Source organism: Hydrogenophaga sp. BPS33 (assembly GCF_009859475.1).
GTDB lineage: Bacteria > Pseudomonadota > Gammaproteobacteria > Burkholderiales > Burkholderiaceae_C > Hydrogenophaga.
In genome coordinates this window covers 3,262,595-3,280,690 of sequence record NZ_CP044549.1, presented here as the reverse complement: position 1 = coordinate 3,280,690, position 18,096 = coordinate 3,262,595, and the positions used below count along the sequence as shown (strand labels likewise).

The 18,096-nt window shown below is 65.0% G+C and carries 23 protein-coding genes; 6 read left to right on the top strand and 17 right to left on the bottom strand.

Features of this window, described 5'->3' with window-relative positions:
- Positions 1 to 12: 12 nt before the first annotated feature.
- From F9K07_RS15105 to F9K07_RS15055, 11 genes are all read right to left on the bottom strand, one after another.
- The gene (locus F9K07_RS15105; protein WP_159594218.1) at positions 13 to 204 is read right to left on the bottom strand and encodes a YgaP family membrane protein; all 192 of its coding nucleotides are present in this window, start codon (positions 202 to 204) and stop codon (positions 13 to 15) included.
- Positions 205 to 274: 70 nt separating this feature from the next.
- Positions 275 to 1,663 carry a trypsin-like peptidase domain-containing protein gene (locus F9K07_RS15100; RefSeq protein ID WP_159594217.1) on the bottom strand — a complete coding sequence of 463 codons (1,389 nt, stop codon included), beginning with the start codon at positions 1,661 to 1,663 and terminating at the stop codon, positions 275 to 277.
- Positions 1,664 to 1,679: 16 nt separating this feature from the next.
- A complete protein-coding gene (locus tag F9K07_RS15095; protein ID WP_159594216.1) occupies positions 1,680 to 2,135 on the bottom strand; it encodes a universal stress protein in 456 nt (151 codons plus the stop codon).
- A gap of 39 nt (positions 2,136 to 2,174) precedes the next feature.
- A complete protein-coding gene (locus F9K07_RS15090; RefSeq protein ID WP_159594215.1) occupies positions 2,175 to 2,831 on the bottom strand; it encodes a BON domain-containing protein in 657 nt (218 codons plus the stop codon).
- Between the two features lie 179 nt (positions 2,832 to 3,010).
- The gene (locus tag F9K07_RS15085; protein ID WP_236581263.1) at positions 3,011 to 4,189 is read right to left on the bottom strand and encodes an efflux RND transporter periplasmic adaptor subunit; all 1,179 of its coding nucleotides are present in this window, start codon (positions 4,187 to 4,189) and stop codon (positions 3,011 to 3,013) included.
- A 20-nt stretch (positions 4,190 to 4,209) separates the two neighbouring features.
- Positions 4,210 to 6,573 carry an ABC transporter permease gene (locus F9K07_RS15080; protein WP_159594213.1) on the bottom strand — a complete coding sequence of 788 codons (2,364 nt, stop codon included), beginning with the start codon at positions 6,571 to 6,573 and terminating at the stop codon, positions 4,210 to 4,212.
- A gap of 5 nt (positions 6,574 to 6,578) precedes the next feature.
- Positions 6,579 to 7,271: an ABC transporter ATP-binding protein gene (locus tag F9K07_RS15075; protein ID WP_442907438.1), complete on the bottom strand. Its 693-nt coding sequence runs from the start codon at positions 7,269 to 7,271 to the stop codon at positions 6,579 to 6,581.
- Between the two features lie 97 nt (positions 7,272 to 7,368).
- Entirely contained in the window at positions 7,369 to 7,767 is a 399-nt protein-coding gene (locus tag F9K07_RS15070) for a TraR/DksA family transcriptional regulator (RefSeq protein WP_159594211.1), read from the bottom strand.
- A 109-nt stretch (positions 7,768 to 7,876) separates the two neighbouring features.
- Entirely contained in the window at positions 7,877 to 8,344 is a 468-nt protein-coding gene (locus F9K07_RS15065) for a universal stress protein (RefSeq protein WP_159594210.1), read from the bottom strand.
- A 3-nt stretch (positions 8,345 to 8,347) separates the two neighbouring features.
- Positions 8,348 to 9,703, bottom strand: coding sequence for an MBL fold metallo-hydrolase RNA specificity domain-containing protein (locus F9K07_RS15060; protein WP_159594209.1), 1,356 nt, complete (start codon positions 9,701 to 9,703; stop codon positions 8,348 to 8,350).
- 32 nt (positions 9,704 to 9,735) lie between these two features.
- Entirely contained in the window at positions 9,736 to 10,119 is a 384-nt protein-coding gene (locus F9K07_RS15055; protein ID WP_159594208.1) for a hypothetical protein, read from the bottom strand.
- A gap of 20 nt (positions 10,120 to 10,139) precedes the next feature.
- On the opposite strand from F9K07_RS15055, the gene F9K07_RS15050 reads away from it, so the two are divergent.
- Positions 10,140 to 10,841 carry an Hsp20/alpha crystallin family protein gene (locus F9K07_RS15050; RefSeq protein WP_159594207.1) on the top strand — a complete coding sequence of 234 codons (702 nt, stop codon included), beginning with the start codon at positions 10,140 to 10,142 and terminating at the stop codon, positions 10,839 to 10,841.
- Positions 10,842 to 10,962: 121 nt separating this feature from the next.
- Here the strand turns inward: F9K07_RS15050 and F9K07_RS15045 are convergent, their stop codons facing one another.
- The 3 genes from F9K07_RS15045 to F9K07_RS15035 form a co-directional block, all read right to left on the bottom strand.
- Positions 10,963 to 11,961: a TCP-1/cpn60 chaperonin family protein gene (locus F9K07_RS15045; protein WP_159594206.1), complete on the bottom strand. Its 999-nt coding sequence runs from the start codon at positions 11,959 to 11,961 to the stop codon at positions 10,963 to 10,965.
- A gap of 320 nt (positions 11,962 to 12,281) precedes the next feature.
- Positions 12,282 to 12,902: a CBS domain-containing protein gene (locus tag F9K07_RS15040; protein ID WP_159594205.1), complete on the bottom strand. Its 621-nt coding sequence runs from the start codon at positions 12,900 to 12,902 to the stop codon at positions 12,282 to 12,284.
- A gap of 488 nt (positions 12,903 to 13,390) precedes the next feature.
- Positions 13,391 to 13,894 (bottom strand): CDP-archaeol synthase, encoded by a 504-nt coding sequence (locus F9K07_RS15035; protein ID WP_159594204.1) that lies wholly within the window; start codon positions 13,892 to 13,894, stop codon positions 13,391 to 13,393.
- 345 nt (positions 13,895 to 14,239) lie between these two features.
- Between F9K07_RS15035 and F9K07_RS15030 the strand changes: the two genes are divergently transcribed.
- Positions 14,240 to 14,890, top strand: a complete 651-nt coding sequence (locus tag F9K07_RS15030; RefSeq protein WP_159594203.1) for a BON domain-containing protein — start codon at positions 14,240 to 14,242, stop codon at positions 14,888 to 14,890.
- Positions 14,891 to 14,928: 38 nt separating this feature from the next.
- Here the strand turns inward: F9K07_RS15030 and F9K07_RS15025 are convergent, their stop codons facing one another.
- Genes F9K07_RS15025 through F9K07_RS15015 form a run of 3 tightly spaced genes read right to left on the bottom strand, consistent with a single transcriptional unit; the run spans position 14,929 to position 16,487 of the window.
- On the bottom strand, positions 14,929 to 15,378 hold the full coding sequence (locus F9K07_RS15025; RefSeq protein WP_159594202.1) for an OsmC family protein: 450 nt from the start codon (positions 15,376 to 15,378) through the stop codon (positions 14,929 to 14,931).
- A complete protein-coding gene (locus F9K07_RS15020; RefSeq protein ID WP_159594201.1) occupies positions 15,375 to 15,569 on the bottom strand; it encodes a YgaP family membrane protein in 195 nt (64 codons plus the stop codon). The genes F9K07_RS15025 and F9K07_RS15020 overlap by 4 nt, the downstream gene beginning before the upstream one ends.
- A 42-nt stretch (positions 15,570 to 15,611) precedes the next feature.
- A complete protein-coding gene (locus F9K07_RS15015) occupies positions 15,612 to 16,487 on the bottom strand; it encodes an MBL fold metallo-hydrolase (RefSeq protein ID WP_159594200.1) in 876 nt (291 codons plus the stop codon).
- A 98-nt stretch (positions 16,488 to 16,585) separates the two neighbouring features.
- Between F9K07_RS15015 and F9K07_RS15010 the strand changes: the two genes are divergently transcribed.
- The 4 genes from F9K07_RS15010 (at position 16,586) to F9K07_RS14995 (ending at position 18,083) form a co-directional block, all read left to right on the top strand.
- Positions 16,586 to 16,912: an ArsR/SmtB family transcription factor gene (locus F9K07_RS15010; RefSeq protein ID WP_159594199.1), complete on the top strand. Its 327-nt coding sequence runs from the start codon at positions 16,586 to 16,588 to the stop codon at positions 16,910 to 16,912.
- Entirely contained in the window at positions 16,909 to 17,346 is a 438-nt protein-coding gene (locus F9K07_RS15005; protein ID WP_159594198.1) for a YeeE/YedE family protein, read from the top strand. The genes F9K07_RS15010 and F9K07_RS15005 overlap by 4 nt, the downstream gene beginning before the upstream one ends.
- An 11-nt stretch (positions 17,347 to 17,357) precedes the next feature.
- The gene (locus tag F9K07_RS15000) at positions 17,358 to 17,792 is read left to right on the top strand and encodes a DUF6691 family protein (protein ID WP_159594197.1); all 435 of its coding nucleotides are present in this window, start codon (positions 17,358 to 17,360) and stop codon (positions 17,790 to 17,792) included.
- A 93-nt stretch (positions 17,793 to 17,885) separates the two neighbouring features.
- Positions 17,886 to 18,083 carry a hypothetical protein gene (locus F9K07_RS14995; protein WP_159594196.1) on the top strand — a complete coding sequence of 66 codons (198 nt, stop codon included), beginning with the start codon at positions 17,886 to 17,888 and terminating at the stop codon, positions 18,081 to 18,083.
- The last annotated feature ends 13 nt before the right edge of the window (positions 18,084 to 18,096 follow it).

The following is an 18,096-nucleotide window of genomic DNA, read 5'->3' as shown; positions in this document are numbered from 1 at the left end:
CCGCGTGCCGGATCACTTTGCGGTGCGGCAGGTCTTGAGCCCGAGGACGGCATAGAGCGGGCACCAGCCCATCAGGCCCGTGATCAGTGGAATGAGGCCCACATAACCCCAGAGGCCCACGGTGCCCGTGACGGCCGCCGCCACCAGGGCCAGGCCGAAGAGGATGCGAAGGGTGCGGTCAAGGCCGCCGACGTTGAAGGTCATGGTGATACTCCTGAAAGTGAGCGCCTGGATCCAGGCGCGTTGAGGGAAATCTTGGCGCGTTGATCTGCGCTCATTCGAGCCACATCGGAATGAACAGGCGCACGCCATCTCGGTCGATCAGGAGCGCCAGGTGCGACGGCCGGCCTCTGACCGCCGCAAGGACATCCTGAACAGACCGCACTGGTTTGAGATTGATGGACAGGATGGCATCACCCGCGAGCAAGCCGGCTTGCGCGCTGAAATGCGCCACCTCATCCACCCAGACACCGCTGGACACGCCCAGCGACTCGCGCTCCTGGTTCGTCAGCGGCCGCAGATGCCAGCCCAGCTCCTGCGCATCCGTTTCCTCCGCATCGCTCTGGTCATCGTCGCCCGTGGCTTCGCCCAGACGCACGGTGAGCTCGCCAGCGCCGCGCGCGCGCCACAACCCCAGGCGAATCCGCTCACCGGGCGCTGCCAGGCTGAGATGGCCAAGGAGGTCTCCGGTGCGGTCGATCTGCGTTCCGTTGTAGGCGGTGATGATGTCGCCCGCCGTCAACCCGGCCGCCGCTGCGGGGCTGCCAACGGCCACCCCGGAGACCAGCGCCCCTCGCGGCCGTTCCTGACCGAACGCCGCGGCGAGGGTGCGGTCCAGATTCTGGATCGTTGCACCCAGGTAGGCGTGGCGCATGCGACCGTGCGCGACGATGTGGTCCTTGACCCGAAGCACCACGTCGATCGGTACGGCAAACGAGACGCCCTGGTAGCCACCCGAGATCGAGAAGATCGTTGCATGCATGCCGACCACGGAGGCACTGGCATCCAGAAGTGGGCCGCCGGAATGACCGGGATTGACGGGCGCATCGGTCTGGATGTTGGGCACCGAGGTGAATCCGACGATGGATCGGCCCAAAGCGCTCACGATCCCATGCGAGATGCTCTGCTCCAGACCGAAGGGCGCGCCAATGGCCACGACCGGGTCGCCGACCTGAAGGCTATCGACATGGCCGGTCGTGAGGATCGGCAGCTCGTGGGCCGCGATGCGCAATACCGCGACGTCGGTCAAGTCGTCGCGGCCCAGCACGCTGGCGCGAAACTCGCGGCGATCGCTCAGGCGCACCGTGACCTGCCGCGCCTCGGCAACGACGTGTGCGCTGGTGAGCACCAGCCCGTCGGGGCTGATGATGAAACCCGATCCCTGGCCATGGAATGGAAATGGCGATCTGAACGGGCGGGCAGACCGTCTTGCATCGGCCGGGTCGTTGACCGATGAAGGCATCTGAACGCCGTCCACGAGAACACCCACGACCGCCGGACCCGCGCGTCTCATGATGGCGCGGTAGTTGGGCGTGAACCCGACCGAGAGAGCGGGTACCTCACGCGCCGGCGCTGGCGCCTGCGCCCGTGCTGGCAAAGCCCCCGCGAGCGCCATCGCACCGATCACCAGTGCCGTCACCAGCCATCGAGCGCGGGCTTGCATGGCCGAAAGAGCAGCGTCAGGAGCCGACGCCCTTGTCATCACCCCGGATCACGAGTACGGGGACGGTGGACAGGCGGATCACGCTCTCCGCGCCGCTGCCCAGCAGCACCCGGCTCAGGCCACGCCGGCCGTGCGTGCCGACGACGACCAGATCCGCCTGCCATACCGCGGCCTCGTCCGACACGGCATCGCCCAGGCGCCTGCCCGGCACGTCAAGCAGACGGGTGTCGCCTTCCACGCCTGCTGCACGGACCATGACGAGCGCGTCGTCCAGCAGCTTCTTGCCCTGGTCGCGGGCGAGTTGGGCCAACTCGCCGGCGTACTCGTATCCGCTGGCCATCGCGAGCTCGTCAATGTCGTGTATCACCCGCACGCGACCGCCCTGTTCACGGGCCATATTGAGTGCGGCGACCAGCGCCTTGTCGGACGTTTCGCTCCCGTCGTAGGGCACCAGAATGCGCTTGTAAGACATGGAAGACTCTCTTGAAAAATGATTGGAAGAAGAGGGCGCTCAGGCGCCAATCTCGAGTTCATCCACGACGCGTGTCACGCCTTTGGCAGACCAGGCCGTGCCGACGGCGGCCTCGCGCTCCCGCAGAGAGTCCACCTTGCCGCGCAGGGTGACCACGCCACCGTCGACCTGGATCGAAATGTTGCGGGCCTCACGCTGGGCGTGACGGGTCAGCGCGGATGAAATACCGGTGGCGATGTCCGCGACGTTCGCGTGAGGGCGGATGCGGATGTTGTTCGTCACGCCCTTGACGCCCCGCAGCGGACGAACACACTGTTCGGCACCGGCCATTTGATAGGCCCAGTCCACCTCGCCGGTCAACGTCACATGGCCGTCATCCACCTCGATACGCACGCGGTCGTCGGGCACTGCGGAGTGCCAGTGCATGGCACTCAAGGCGGCCTGCGCAATGTCCGTGTCACTGGTCTTCGCGCCGTCGGCCAACAGGACTTCGAGGTCCACGGCGATTCCCCGAACGCCAGAGACGCGCCGCACCGCCCGCTCGACCGCGTACTTGCGCATGTAGTTGTCGACCTGGCCGCTCAATGTGACCACGCCGTCCCTGACGGCAATGCCAATGCCGGCGCGTTCACCCACCGAAGGGTCCCAGGCGAGTTCGGACGTGACGTCCGCCTTGAGCAATGCATCTGTCTTCACGCTGTTTCTCCTTGCAAGGTCAATCGAATCCGGAAACGGCCCGTTTCCATCAGTGATGAGATGCCCACTCTAGGCCGCGCCGCGCCTAGGATCTTGATATTTCTCAACCGCCGAGCAGGCGCCTGCGCTGGCTGCGATCGATGCGACCAGTGGCGCGCAGGAAGTGGAGGGCGGCCGTGCTAAGGCATCAGCACGCTCACGCGCCGGCCATCGGTCACACCGGGCGGCGGGTAGACAATGACGCGCTCGCCCGGCGTCAGCCCCTCGCGGACCCAGCCCATGTTGCTGTTGCGGGCGGTGATGCGCACCGGTCGCACCCGCGCCGTGTTTGCATCCAGCACATAGACCGCCATCTCCCCACTGCCGTGCGGGAACAGCGCGCCCACTGGCACCATCACCGCATCGTCGGTGCTGATGGTGATCACGCGCACGGTCACACGAAACCCGTCGCCCAGTGCAAGCCACTGGGCTGGGGGAGAGGTGATGTCGATCAGCACCTTGACGCGCTGCTCTTCGATGCCCAGCGCGGAAATCTTGGTGAAGGCCGCGGGTTCGACGCGACGGACCTGTCCCTGCACGGGAGGTCCGCCCCATCGCTCAATCGAGGCGCGTGTGCCGGGCGTGGCCTGAACGGCATCCGTGGTGAGCAGCTCGGCCACCACTTCCATTTGCGACGGGTCTCCGATGTCGAGCAGCGGGGCACCGGACGCCACGGTGTTTTCGCTGGGCAATGGCACTCGCAGCACCACGCCCGAGACCGGCGCGCGCACCGCGAGGGGCCGCCCGGCGGCCGTGCCGGGATTTGCAGGCAGTACGGATGCCTGTGCTTGCTCCCGTTCATGCACCGCCATCTCGAGCGCGGCCTGGGCGGCCTGGCGTTCGCGCCGCGATGCATCGAGCGCCAGCCGGGCGCTGTCCAGGCGCGAAGGGGCAACAAATCCGTCTCTGGCGAGCGTTTCGGTGCGGTGGAAATCCAGCCCGGCCTCGTCCTGCGTGAGCCGTGCGCGCTCCAGCCGCGCCTGTGCGCCCGCAACCGCCGCTTGCGCGGCCCGGGCGCGCGCCGTGGCTTCGCGCAGGCTGCGCTCGTCGAACAGGGAGGACATCACCGGCGTGAGCACCGCCACGGTGTCACCCGCTTGCACACGATCGCCTTCGCGCAGTGTCATGCGCGACAGGTGGGCCGCCACGGGCGCCGCCACCACGTACCGATCTCGCAGGCGGGTTCGCCCGTCTTCCTCAATGGCATATTCGAAATGGCCGCGTTCCACCCGCGCGGCCTCCACCTCCACCGGCCTGGGCGCCAGTGCCCAGGCCAGCAGGGCCAGGGCGGCCAGGGCGACTGCGCCATATAGGGCCATTCTCCGTTTGGGCATCGTCATCACTCCCTCGTTTTCAGTGCCGCCACCATGTCCAGGCGGTCGATGCGGCGGCGCACCACCAGGGCACTGGCCACGCCCGCCGCGACGACGGCCAGCGCGGACCAGGCATAGGTGCGGGGCTGGATGTCCACCGGAAAGAGAAACTGATCGGATCGCATCAGCTCCACGACGGTGTGCGTAAGACCCCAGCCCAGACCCATGCCCAGCGGCAGCGCGATGGCGATGCCCAGGGCCAGTTCACCCAGCAGAATGAACGAGACCTCGGCTCGGGTGAAGCCCAGCACCCGAAGGCTGGCCAGCTCCCATGTCCGCTCGGCCAACGCGATGCGCGCGTTGTTGTAGACCACCCCCACGGCAATCACGATCGCGAACGCGGTCAGGATCGAACTCATGATGAGAATGTTGCGCCCGCTCACCTCCTGCATGTTGCGCAGCAATGTGGCTTTGCTGAACGCCCCCGCGATGCGGGGAAGATCTCGCGTGGCTTCCAGCACCTGCGGCAATGCGCCCTTTGCCACGCGCAGGCTGAAGTTGTTGGCGACGTGGCCTTCCCCCAGCAGCTGCAGCAAGGCACTGCGCTCCATGAAGCTGTTCAGGCCCATGATGTCGCGCACCGTGCGTTCCACGACGACCTCTCGCGTCTGCCGGCGCCCCTCGCGCACCTGCATGGTCACGGTGTCGCCCGGTTTGACGCCGAGCTTGTCCGCGAGGCGATCGGTCATCAGCACGCCATGGAGGCCCGCAAAGGCGACCTTGCGGTCCACATCCACCACGCGCTGCAGTTCGGGCGAGACCGACAGCCCGTCCACCAGGCTGTTTTCGCTGCGCGAGCCGTGGCTGAAGCGGACCGCCACCCGGTACCCCGCCTCCACCTGCAGCACCCCCGGCAGCCTGGCCAGCTCACGGGCGGCGCTCTCGTCGACCTGGTCGTTGGCCCAGACGATGAGATCGCCGCGCATCGCCAGGTCGAACTGCGTATGGACGATCGCGTCCATCGCATCGCGAAAGAAGTTGCCCATGATGACGATGGCCACGGCGGCGGCAATGCCGCCGGTGGTGACGGCGGCGCGCAGCGGTTTGCGCTCGATGTTGCGCAGGATCATGCGCAGTGCCGGTGTGGGGCGAATCCCCGGCAGGCGTTCCAGCCACGCGCGGTGGTAGCGGCCTGGCGCGGGTGGCTGCATCGCCTCGGCCGGGGAGAGTCGAACCGTGGCTGCAATGGCGGTCAGCGTGCCCAGAAGCGCTGTGAGCCCCACGATGACCAGGGCCAGCGCCGCCAGGAGCAGGGGAATGCGGTGTTCGAAGCTCGGAAAGTGAAAGAAGTCCGCGTAGAGCCGCGTCAGGCCTTCCCCAAGCCAATTCCCCAGCGCCAGTCCCAGCAGATAGCCGCCACCCACCATGGGCGCGACGAGCTTGAGGTAGTGCCATGCGATGGCTCGGTTCGCATACCCCAGCGCCTTGAGCGCGGCCACCTGCTCGCGTTGTGTCGCGACGAGTCGGGCGGTGACGACATGGAGCAGAAACCCGGCAACCGCCAGGAAGATGGCGGGCAACACCGTGCCCAAGACCCGTTGCTCCTTGATTTCGTTGTTCAGCATCGCATGCGAGGTCTGCTCGTCGCGCCCGTGCGCGGGGGATCCCCCCAGCGGGGCGAGCAAGCGGGTGACGGCGTCGATGACCGCGCCCTGAGACGCCTGCGGCGCCAGCTTGAGCGTCACGCGTGTGAACGCGCCCGCCATGTCCAGCGCGGCGGCCAGTTCGTTGCGGTCCAGCCAGAAGACACCAAAGGACCGCAGGTCCGGCGCGCCCATCATGCCGCCGAAGATGTATTCGGGGGACAGGGCCGTCCCGGTGATGCGCAAGGTCCTGCGCTTGCCGTTGACGAGCGCGTTGACCGTCGCGCCGGGTGCAAGCCGGTGTGCCTGTGCGAAGCTCTCCGTCACCACCGTCTCCAGTTCGCCGCTGCGGGTGCCGCCTTCGGCCCACCGCCCCGAGCGCAGGAGCACCTGATTGAGGCGGGGCGGCTGTTGTGGGTCCAGGCCGATCAATTGCCCCATCACCGGGTCCACGCTGCCTGGCACGCTCACACGCGCCATGGCTTCCACGGTGGTCTGCACGTCGATCACGCCCGGCAGTTCCGCCAGTCGTGGCGCGAGAGAGGCGGGTGCGCGGCGCACCGCCGCAAAGACGTCACCGAATCGACCCTCGACGTAGAAGGCGTCTCGCGCGCGTGCCAGGGAATCCACCGCGGACAGCATGGCGAGGAATCCGCCGATGCCGCTGGCCACCACCAGGGCGATGGTGAGGGCCTGGCTCCAGAGGAGACGCAGATCCCGGAAGACTTTGCGGTCCAGCGCTTTCATCGCAGTCACCACGACAGTTCGGCCGGTGTCAGCCGCCGCGGCGGCTTCTCCACGCTGGCGATGCGCCCGTCCGCCAGACGCACGACGCGGTCGGCCATTCCGGCGATGGCCGCGTTGTGGGTGATCACGATGGCCGTCGTACCCAGTTCCACGTTGATGCGGGCAATGACTTCGAGCACCAGTTTCCCGGTGGCGTAGTCCAGCGCGCCGGTCGGCTCGTCGCACAGCAAAAGCTGGGGCCGCTTGGCGATGGCGCGGGCGATGGCCACGCGCTGCTGTTCGCCTCCAGAGAGTTGAGAGGGAAAGTGGTTGCGCCGGGGCGTGAGCGCCACCAGCGCGAGCGCTTCGTCCACCGGCATGGGGTCGCGCGAAATGTCGGTGACCAGCGCCACGTTCTCGGCGACCGTGAGACTGGGGATGAGGTTGTAGAACTGGAAGATGAACCCGACGTGCTCGCGGCGGTAACGGGTGAGGCTGTCTTCACTCGCCGTTGTCAGCGCCTCATCGAGGAACGACACCTCGCCCGAGCTCGGGCGATCCAGCCCGCCGAGAATGTTGAGCAGGGTGGATTTGCCACTGCCCGAAGCACCCAGCAAGACGATGAACTCGCCTTCGAGGACCTCCAGGTCCACCGAGCGCAGCGCATGCACGGTCGTCTCACCGCTGCCGTAGGTTTTGCACACGGCGTGGGCGCGCAGGAGTGGCCTGCCGGATCCTGCGCGAGGGCGAACGCCGGCCTCGGTCACCGGATCGGGATCTGGATCCTCGCTGGGGGATCCAGAACTCTCAGGTTGCTCATGATGGGGTCTTCCTCGATGGCGCAAGCCTGCCCGAGGCCTGTTCGTGCGCGGCCTGGCACGCGGTGCAGTACAGGGCCTGCGGCATGGCCAGCAGGCGCTGCTCGGTGATCGGCTCGCCACAGTCGGCGCAGAACCCATAGGTGCCGTCATCCAGTCGGCGCTGAGCGGTCAGGACGTTGGCAAGCTCCTCGGCCGCATGGGCCATCTGGACATCCGCCACGGCGCTGGCAGCGCCTTGCGCTGCGAGCTCCTTGAAGTCGATGACTTCGGCATCGCCCGTTGCCGATGCGAGAGCCTGGTCGTCGTCGGCCTGGAGCAAGGTCCGCAGTTCGCCTTCGCGCTGCCGCAGTGTCGAGAGCAACTGCTGATAGAGAGGGTTTTTCGTCGCATCCATGGTGAGTCCTCGCAAAGGAAAACCCATTGTGGGGCGACGCCCTTTCGGCGTATTGATCCTTGTCAAACGCGCCCGTTGCGGGGCCGGCAGCCGACATGCGCGTGCCGGATCACGTCGCCGCAGGGACGCCCGTGCGGCACCGAACCACCAGAACGGGCACAGGCGCCTGGCGGATCACCTCTTCGGCGCCGCTGCCCAGAACCGCCCGATGGAATCCCCTTCGGCCGTGCGAGCCGAGCACGACAAGATCTGCGTTCCAGCGCTTGGCGGCCTGGGCGACGGCCTCGCCGAGCCGAACGCCTGGCTTGTCGAGCAGCATCATGTCCGTCTCGACCCCCGCGGACTGCGCCTTCTCCATGCACGCCTGTAGCAGCTCATGGCCGCTGTCGCGCATGGCGTCATAAAGGCCGGCACCGGTGCGGCCGTGAATGCCATACGCGGCCAACCACAGGGGTTCATCCAGCGCATGAACCAAGCGCAGGTGGCCGCCGCCGGACAGGGCGAGGTCGATCGCGGCGTCCAGGGCCTGGTCTGACGTGGGGCTGCCGTCCACAGGAACAAGAATGCGTTTGTACATGGGCTAGACGGCGTAGGTTTCAAGGTAGTCGGGAACGCAGACGTTCCACCCGAGTCCGCGTTCAATGCGCTGGCGCATGGCGTCGGCGGCGGCAGGTTCACCGTGCGTGACGAACGTGGCGACCGGCGCTGTTTTCATGCCCGCCAACCATGCTTGAACCTCCGCAGCGTCGGCGTGCGCGGAAGCGCAGGACAGTTGCGCGACTTCGCAGTGGATGGGCACATCCTCTGCGTGAATGCGCAAGCTCCTCGCACCGGACGCCAGCGCGGCGCCACGTGTACCGCCGGCCTGGAAACCCGACAACAGGATCGTATTGCGCCTGTCTGGTGCGAACTTCTTGATGTGATGCAGCACGCGGCCGCCCGTGGCCATGCCACTGCCGGCGATGATCACCATCGGCCCACGCCGGGCACAGAGCTCCCGGGATTGGTCCGTCGTGCGGACCTGGGTGGCGCTCAGAGGCAATGCCCGGCACGCCTGCGCCGAAATGCGCAGTTCCGACGCATGGCGCACGAACACGGCAGTGGCATCTTCCGCCATGGGGCTGTCCAGGTACACCGGGAGATGGGGGATCGTGCCACGCTGCATCAGCACCTGAACCATGTGCAACAGGGTCTGCGCACGCCCCACGGCAAACGCCGGCACGATAACGACGCCCCCTCGCGCGGCTGTGCGACGGATGATGTGCGCCAGTTGCTGCCACGGATCGATGTCGGGATGCAGGCGATCACCGTAGGTTGACTCGACGACCACGCGGTCCGCCGACACGATGGGGTCCGGCGCGGGCATCAGGATGTCGGCGGGTCGACCCAGGTCGCCCGAGAAGAGCAGGGTGGACACGCTGTTGTCCAGCAGCACCGAGGCCGCGCCCAGGATGTGGCCTGCGCGATACAGCCGCGCTTTCACGCCGTGTACAGGTTCCCAAGGCGTATCCCAGGGAACGGTGTGAAAGCGTTCGAGGCAATGGACCGCGTCCTTGCGTGTGTACAGGGGGAGGGCCGGCGAGTGCTTGCTCAGGCGATGGCGGTTGAGAAACTCGGCCTCTTCCTCTTGCAGGCCACCGCTGTCGGGCAACATGATGCGGCACAGGTCGCGCGTGGCAGGTGTGCAGTACACCGCGCCTCTGAAACCTTGCTTCACCAGCAGAGGCAGGTAGCCGCTGTGGTCGATGTGCGCATGTGTCAGAACGACGGCATCGATGTGGTCGGCTCGAACGGGCAAGGGCGCCCAATTGCGCAGACGCAACTGCTTGTAACCCTGGAACAGGCCGCAGTCGATCAAGAGCCGCGCCTTGCCGTGCCGCACCATGTACTTGGAGCCCGTCACGGTGCCTGTGGCACCCAGGAACTGGAGTTGCATTTTCCGTGGCTCGCGAACCCGCTTCACGCGCTTCAGCGTGGCATGCGCTGCAGCATCATGTCCATCATGGTCTGCATCATGTCCATTTGCGCTTCCATCCTTTGCTGGCGCTGCGAGAAGTCCATGGCCGGCCCCGGTTTGCCGTGCAAACCCTCCATCCTCTTCAAGGAATCCATGCCGTTGCGCATGGCCTTCATGTGTTCCTCCATCAAGGCTTGCCGCTCCTGGGGCGACTGTGCACGGCTCATCTTGTCGCGCATGGTTTGCATGTGTTCCAGGTGCTCCTGCATGACCGGGGCACTGTCGGCGGCGGGTCGGTGTCTGCCCGCCATGTGCCCCGGCGCCCCTATCGGGCCGGCGCAGGCCGTCAGCAGGGTTGCGGTTGAGATGGCGAGGATCGTCGAGAGCGATTTCATGGTGGTGTCCTCGGAAAGTCATGGCGTGCCGCAGTGGACAGGGGCACGAAGCTGCTTTGACAAGCCTATTGATTGCCAAACGAGAGGGATTGACCCAGATCAAACGCCGCGCTGATGGAGCAGACCCGGCGGTCGTTGCCACCGCATCCCTTCAGCGCCGCCGGTTCTTGTTGCGCATGCTCAATTCGCCACGAGAGATTGCGCCGCAACATGGTGCTTCGCTCGAACACCGTTGTGATGCGGCTGGCCGTCCAGAGCGTCCCTTCTCACTGCTTTTTCAAAGGAGCTTCACCATGAAAGAACTTCGCACCCTGGAACCCTTTGGTTTCGATCTCTTTGAATCGCCATTTCGCTCCCTCATGCGGCCATGGGGAACGGGGCTGCCAGACGCCGCACCACGCATCAAGATCGACCTCTCGGAACAAGATGGCAAATATGCCGTCAAGGCCGAGATCCCCGGCGTGCAGAAGGAGGACATCGACGTTCGCGTCGATGGAAACATGGTCACCATCAGCGCAGAGTTGCGGTCGGACACAAAGGAGAAGGCCAACGGTGGTCGCGTGCTGCGACGTGAGCGCCAGGAAGGTTATGCCAGCCGCAGTTTCACGCTGGCTTGCCCGGTGGACGAGGCCAAGGTGCAGGCCAGCTACAAGAACGGCATCCTGGAACTGACGCTGCCCAAGAAGGCCGACGTCTCGCAAAAGCGCATTGCCATTCAATGACACCATGGCCGCAGCCGGTCTCCCGGCGGCAAGGGGTCGCCCCGCTCAGCCGCAAAGGCCAGCACCTGCTCGTGGCCAGCTTCACCGACCCGGACGAATTCCGTCAAGAAGATCTGAGGCATCAAAAGTCCGGGAGGAGAGAGGGATCACCTTCTTCGTGGCCATGCTGCTGGGGACTCGGGGCCTTGGCGATCATGCAATCGGTGGTCAGCACCAGGGCTGCGATGGAGCCTGCGTTCTGCAGCGCCAACCGTGTCACTTTGGCGGGGTCCAACACACCCATCTGCAGCATGTCGCCGTAGGTGAGCGTGGCGGCGTTGAAGCCATGCTGTTGCACCGCGGCATCCTCGACGCGCTGCACCACCACCGAGGGTTCTACGCCAGCGTTTGCGGCAATGCAACGCAATGGCTCCTCCAGCGCCTGCTCGACGAGGCGAATACCCGAGTCATGGTCCAGCGATGGGCCCTGGAGTTTGCGCAGTGCGCGACGCGCGCGCAGCAGAGCGACGCCGCCTCCCGGAACGATGCCTTCGTCGATCGCCGCGCGAGTGGCATGCAGTGCGTCTTCGACCCGAACCTTGCGCTCTTTCAGTTCGGTTTCCGTTGCGGCTCCCACCTTGTCGATCGCCTGAGCCAGCAACGCGCCGATGGAGCGGTCGTTGTTGGCAGAGATCGAAGCCACGTGCGCGATCTCCTGTGAATCGGCGCACGGGCGCGCCATGCCGCGCAGTTCCGCGACCACCACCTCAATGGCCTGCTCCATGCCGCGCTTGAGTTCCATCGGATTCATGCCGCCAGCCAGATAGCGCAGACCTCGATGGATCATGGCGTGCGCCAGCACCGTGGCCGTGGTGGTTCCGTCTCCAGCCTGATCGCTGGTTCGAGACGCCACCTCGCGCATGAGCTGCGCGCCCATGTTCTCGAATCGGTCTTCGAGTTCAATCGATTTCGCGACGATCACACCCGAGTTGACGATTTGAGGCGCACCAAAATCGCGCTCCAGCACAACGGTGCGACCTCTGGGGCCCAGGGTAATGCGAACCGCATCGGCGAGAACGTCGACCCCCTTGCGGATGCGCACGCGCGCGTCGTCTCGAAACAGAAGTTGTTTGGCGCTCATGTTCGTTGAACTCCTCTTGGTGAAGGGGCCGACTGGCGATGGAAAGCGCATGTTGGTGCGGGTTTGAAGGCATTGCATTGATCATGAGCAATGCGGCCTCATAGCATGAGCGTGTGGCGGGACCAGGAAAACGAGCCGGCCCGCGGCATTTCTCCACCTGCCGGGTATCTGCGGTTTCATTGAGCGCGCTCAATGAGGGACCTTCACCTGGGCCCGCCCTCCGTACGGAAGGCGGGCCATCTTTCTGAAGATCCTGCTGTTGAAGCGCGCTGAATTCGGTCAAAGGCGTCAACACGGGATGCGACGCCTGCCCAACCATGTCATGACCGTTCGTCCCGATCGACAGCTGGAAACCAGGTGCCCGTGCCGAAACAAGGAAAGCGCATCTCTGAGCGGGGCGTCGCCGAGGCCACTGGCGCCAGGCTCTTTTCGCGGCGCAATCCGCTTTCGATGGCTGCAGAAAGTTCCGCCAGTTGAAAGGCGAATGCCGCCAGAAGGTCATCGAGCGAAAGGATGCCCACGAGTTCGTCCTTGGCGTCCTTCACAAGGAGCCGGCGCACACCGCGCTGCTTCATCGCCGTCACGGCATCGTCCAGCGCGTCGCTCTCCAGAAGCACGGCCAAGGGACCTTGAGCCCATTGCGCGATCGGATCGAGCAGGCTGACCTTGGGATCGGCCAGTACCCGCGTCACCAGATCGCGGTCTGTCACGATACCGGTGACCTGTGAGGTCGTCGCCAGCGATTGCACGACCACCAGAGCACCGACATGGTGCTCGCGCATGAGCGCGGCGGCCTGCGCAATGCTGCTGCGGTCATCGACGGTGATGACCTTTCGCGTGCAAAACGATCCCACTTGCATGATGGACTCCTGGGTGGATTGACAGAGGAATAGGGCTCGTCGACATGATGGAGCGGCATCGAAGAGACGGATTGATTTCACTCAATGCGGACAGCCAAGCCTCGAAGAACGTCGGGCTCGCATCTGCCACTGATGGGATGTTGAAGGGCCGTCGTGGTTGCAGCGAGAGCGCCATCGATTGAGCAATCTCAAGGCCTGGCACAACCGCTGTACCTATGCTTCCCGAACGCCCACGGAGATTGCCATGACTCTGATTTCTCGCTGAATGCCGACGCTGGACTGACCGTCGCAAACTGGTCCGTTGCCGTCAGCGACGTGCGCTTCAGCTCCAGGCAAACCGATGCGTTCTACGGCCGCAAGACGCGGCTTGAAGACATTGTTGCGGGTCGAGTGAAGACGGACAAGGCCGATCGGCTTCGCCAGGCGCTTGCGGATCGCGCAGGAGTTCCCTCGGGCGCGCCGTCCACAGAGCCCGCTCGATGAGACCGAAGACACATGGCACTGCTGATGCTCGAGGCCATCGAGAAGATCCGTTGCGAGAGAGGATGGTCGAAGCCCGGATTTCTCTCTCAGTATGGGCGATCCTTGAAGCCAATCCGGTGGCTCCAGCGAGCCAATGGCGGCTCCAGCAACAGGAACAGAAGCGTGAGTGCCGCCACCATCAGCAGTGACACTGGCAGGACCTGCTGCACCAGCAACAAGGGCAGCAAGGCTTCCGGGATCTGATCCAGTCCATACGCCTGTCCGCTCGGCGGGATGGCAAGCCGTCGTTTGATGAAACTGGCAATCGCATCGCCAGCCATCGCACCTGTTGCCATCAGGGCAGCAACCCCGAGCGAGAAGCCAAGAAGAGGGGCGATCAGCGTGCACAACAGGAGGGCCGCCAACACACCTCGCCAGGTCTTGGAAGCTCCCAGCAGAGGGCGCCCATCCAAAAAATGCCACCCTCCGTCCAGCGCGCAGGACCATTTTTTCTTGAGAATGCGTTTGGCCACCAGCGGCGCCGTGTTGGCCGCAGCCAGCAACAGCAGCAACTGCAAGCCCAATAGGAGATCAGTTGTTCGGATGCTCATGCTGCTCCGTCGATGTGATTGACCTTACAAGGTTTGCGTCGAGGTTGAATTCGGAAAAATCAAACTCTGAACTTGCGCGCTGCTAAAGCCAGTGGCTTGAGCAGGATCAAGCCCGGGCGAAAAAGGTGGGTGCCAAATTTCATACGGCGCTAAGCGCTGGAGATACGCAACGCCCGGCTCAAAGGGCTTGCGGTCTACCGGCCCAACGCCGCTCGCGGTGCGGTGTTGAGCACAGATTGACAATGCTCAACATGCGACGAGCAGCCCTTTCTAGACTGGCTGATGCGGAACAAATGCGTCGCCAAATGGCGTAGGTCCGCGCCAATCCACAAAGGGGTAATCACCATGAAGACCGACATGCAACTGAAGGACGACATCCTTGCGGAACTGAAATGGACGCCAGATGTCAACGAAGCCGATGTGGGCGTCATCGTCAAGGACGGTGTCGTCACGCTGACGGGACATCTCCCGTCTTATGCAGAAAAGCACGCTGCCGAACGCGCAGCCCAGCGCGTGAATGGGGTCAAGGCGCTCGCGGTGGAAATCGACGTCAAGCTGCCCACTTCCAGCCAACGCGACGATGGAGACATAGCGGCAGCCGCCAAGCAGGCGTTGGCGTGGAACACGCGGGTGCCCCGGGACGCCGTTCATCTCAAGGTCGAGAAAGGCTGGGTCACCTTGAGCGGGAAAGTCGAATGGGAGTATCAGCGCCGAGCCGCCTATTCATCGGCGCGCAACCTCACCGGTGTGGTCGGCGTGAGCAACGGCATCACTGTGGCGCCTCGTGTGACCATGAGCAGTGTGGAGAAGTCCATCCGGGATGCACTCACCCGCCAAGCCGAACGGGAAGCCAAGGGCATCGAGGTGACTGTGAACGGTGCACAAGTGACTTTGCACGGCAAAGTGCACTCGTGGGCCGAACGGGAGGCTGCGCAGAGTGCGGCCTGGTCTGCGCCGGGCGTGGGCAGCGTGGTCAACGCTCTTGCCATTGCCTAGCCGAGCCGCCTGCTGCGAAACGATCGGACCAGGCCACTTCAGGTCCCATCGTGCAGGTTCGCGCCTTCGGTATCGACCACGGTCACGCGCACAGGGATGGCTTGGCGCACGCTTTGCGTGACGGTGCAAAAGGTCTCGAATTGGGCCAGCGCGCGATCCAGGTGCAGCAGCGAGCTGGCCGCCACACCGAGACGGATTGTGGCGTGGATGCCGAGGATGCGCAGCCGGCCTTCCGGGTTGCGCCCGACTTCGGCCTGCACTTCGCAGTGCAAGGGTTCGGGCGCCTGCTTGAATTTTCGCAACGCGAACAGCAGCGAGTCGCTCAGGCAGTTGCCCACCGAGGCGCAGAGCAGCTGCGCGGGCGAAGGGCCCTCGCCCTGACCCAGTGGCGCGGGCTCGTCCGCGATCAGCGCCGGAAGGTCGCTGCCGAAGCGGATTTCGAAGCGGTAGTCAGCCTGCTGCTGGAGCGACACAGACACCGCCGTCATGACTTCTTCATCGAGCAGGTGTTGAAGCCGAAGATGGCGTAGGGCGGGCACCAGCCAACCAGGCCCGTGACCAGGGGCAGGGCGCCAATGTAGCCCCACAGACCGATGGTGCCAGTGGCCGCGGCCACGATAAGGGCCAGGCCGATGACGATGCGCAGGGAGCGGTCGATGCCGCCGACGTTCTTGGTCATGGAAGTTCTCCGGAGGTTATGGAGGAGAGGGAATGCACTCGATCAGAGTGTGTTGAGGGGGATCTTCAGGTAGGCCACGCCGTTGTCTTCCTTGGGCGGCAGCTCGCCGGCGCGGATGTTGACCTGCACCGAAGGCAAGATCAGCGTGGGCATCTCCAGCGTGGCGTCGCGCTTCGTGCGCATGGCCACGAACGCGTCTTCGCTCACGCCGTCGTGCACGTGGATGTTCCTGGCGCGCTGTTCGGCCACCGTGGTCTCGAACGCCACCGGGCGGTCGTCCGGCGGGTAGTCGTGGCACATGAACAGGCGCGTTTCGGGCGGCAAGCTCAGCAGCTTGCGGGTGGAGGCGTATAGCGCCCGGGCGTTGCCGCCAGGGAAGTCACAGCGCGCCGTGCCCACGTCGGGCATGAACAGTGTGTCACCCACGAACACCGCGTCGCCGAATCGGTAGGCGGCGCAGGCCGGCGTGTGGCCGGGCACGAACATCACTTCGCCAGACAAGGTGCCCAGCGGGATGGACTCCCCTTCCTGGAACAGGTGGTCGAACTGCGAGCCGTCCATCTGGAAGCCGGGTTCGAGGTTGAAGACGCCCTTGAACACTTTTTGCACCGTGGTGATGTGGGCGCCGATGCCGATCTGCCCACCCAACTGGGCCCGCAGGTAGGGGGCGGCCGAGAGGTGGTCAGCATGGGCATGGGTCTCCAGGATCCAGCGCACTTTCAGGTCGTGGGCGCGCACGTATTCGATCACCCGGTCGGCCGAGGCGTGCCGCGTGCGGCCGGACTTGGGGTCGTAGTCGAGCACCGAGTCGATGATGGCGCACTCGCTGCCCTGGCCGTTGTGAACGACGTAGGTCACGGTCCAGGTGGCCGGGTCGAACTGGCCGTGCACTTGCGGTGCGGTACCGGATGGGTTCATGGCGGGCTCCTTCAAATAAGCTTTGGATAGTTTATTGACAAATATATTGTCGGTCAATATAGTCTGAGCATCGACGACGAACCGGAGATTCCATTGCGATGAAGAACGCCACCCTTGACCTCGAGGACATGCAGGAGGCCGCGGCCGAAGCCTGCCGGCTGATGAAGGTGCTGTCCAACCCGGACCGCCTGTTGATCCTTTGCCAGCTCTCTCAGGGCGAACACCGCGTCGGTGAGCTTGAGGAACTGCTCGGCATCGTGCAGCCCACGCTGTCGCAACAGCTCACCGTGCTGCGCGAAGAAGCGCTGGTGAGCACGCGCCGCGAAGGCAAAAACATTTATTACCTGCTCGACAGTCCCCAGGCGCTGGCGGTGATGCAGGTGCTGTACGCACAGTTCTGCGGAAAGAAGGGGAAAAAGCGATGAACATCGATTGGGCGAATTTCACGCCGTGGGCTTCGCTGTCCGGCGGCATCCTGCTGGGCGTGGCGTCGGCCTTGTTCATCCTGCTCAATGGCCGGGTGCTGGGCATCAGCGGCATCCTGGGAGGCCTGCTGCCGCCGAAGGCGGGCGACGCCGGCTGGCGCATCGCCTTCCTGCTCGGCATGCTAGCGGCTCCGCTGGTCTATGGCCTGCTGGCGCCCGCCGGCTTCGCGCAGGCACCGCGCATCGACGCGGGCTCCGTCACCATAGTGGCCGCTGGGTTGCTGGTGGGCCTGGGCACGCGCTACGGCTCGGGTTGCACCAGCGGGCACGGGGTGTGCGGGCTCTCGCGCCTGTCGCCCCGCTCGCTGGTGGCCACCCTTGCTTTCATGGGCGCAGGTTTCGCCATGGTCTTCGTGGTTCGCCACGTGCTGTAAGGAGCGTTCACGTGCACCGCATCACTGAATTTTTCGTGGGCCTGCTGTTCGGCCTGGGTCTGCTGCTTTCCGGCATGGCCGACCCTGGCAAGGTGCTTGGCTTCCTGGACCTTTTCGGCGCCTGGGACCCTTCGCTCGCCTTCGTCATGGGCGGCGCGATCGCCGTGGGCTTCTTTGCCTTCGCTTTGGCTCGCAAGCGCACCACCAACCTTCTCGGTGGCGCGCTGCACATGCCCAAGGCGACCCAGATCGACAAACGTCTGGTCATCGGCGGCCTGACGTTTGGCGCCGGCTGGGGCCTGGCAGGTTTTTGCCCGGGGCCTGGCATCGTCTCCATGGCGTCCGGCGAATGGAAGGCCGCTGTGTTCGTGGCGGCCATGGTTGTCGGGATGGTGATCTTCGAAGTGGCCGAGCGCACCGGCTTGCGCCGCCGGATGGGGGCCTGACGTGGCCACCCCGCGCTTGGATCGGCTGGCTATGACGACAGCGACCCGCCAGGTCGGGCTGGCGCCACTCGCGAACGCGTTGGGCCCGAGCGCATGAACCCGCCGCCCCGCCGGCGTGAGTGGCTGCCGTCGCTACCGGTGTTGCAGTGGGGCAGGGCGTACAACCGCGAGACACTGCTCGGCGACGGTGTGGCGGCGCTGATCGTCGCCATCATGCAGTACCAAGCGATCCGCGAGCTCTCGCCCGAAGCGGTGGCGCACAGCAGCACAGCAACACAGCAGCAAGATTAAGGACCAAAATGGT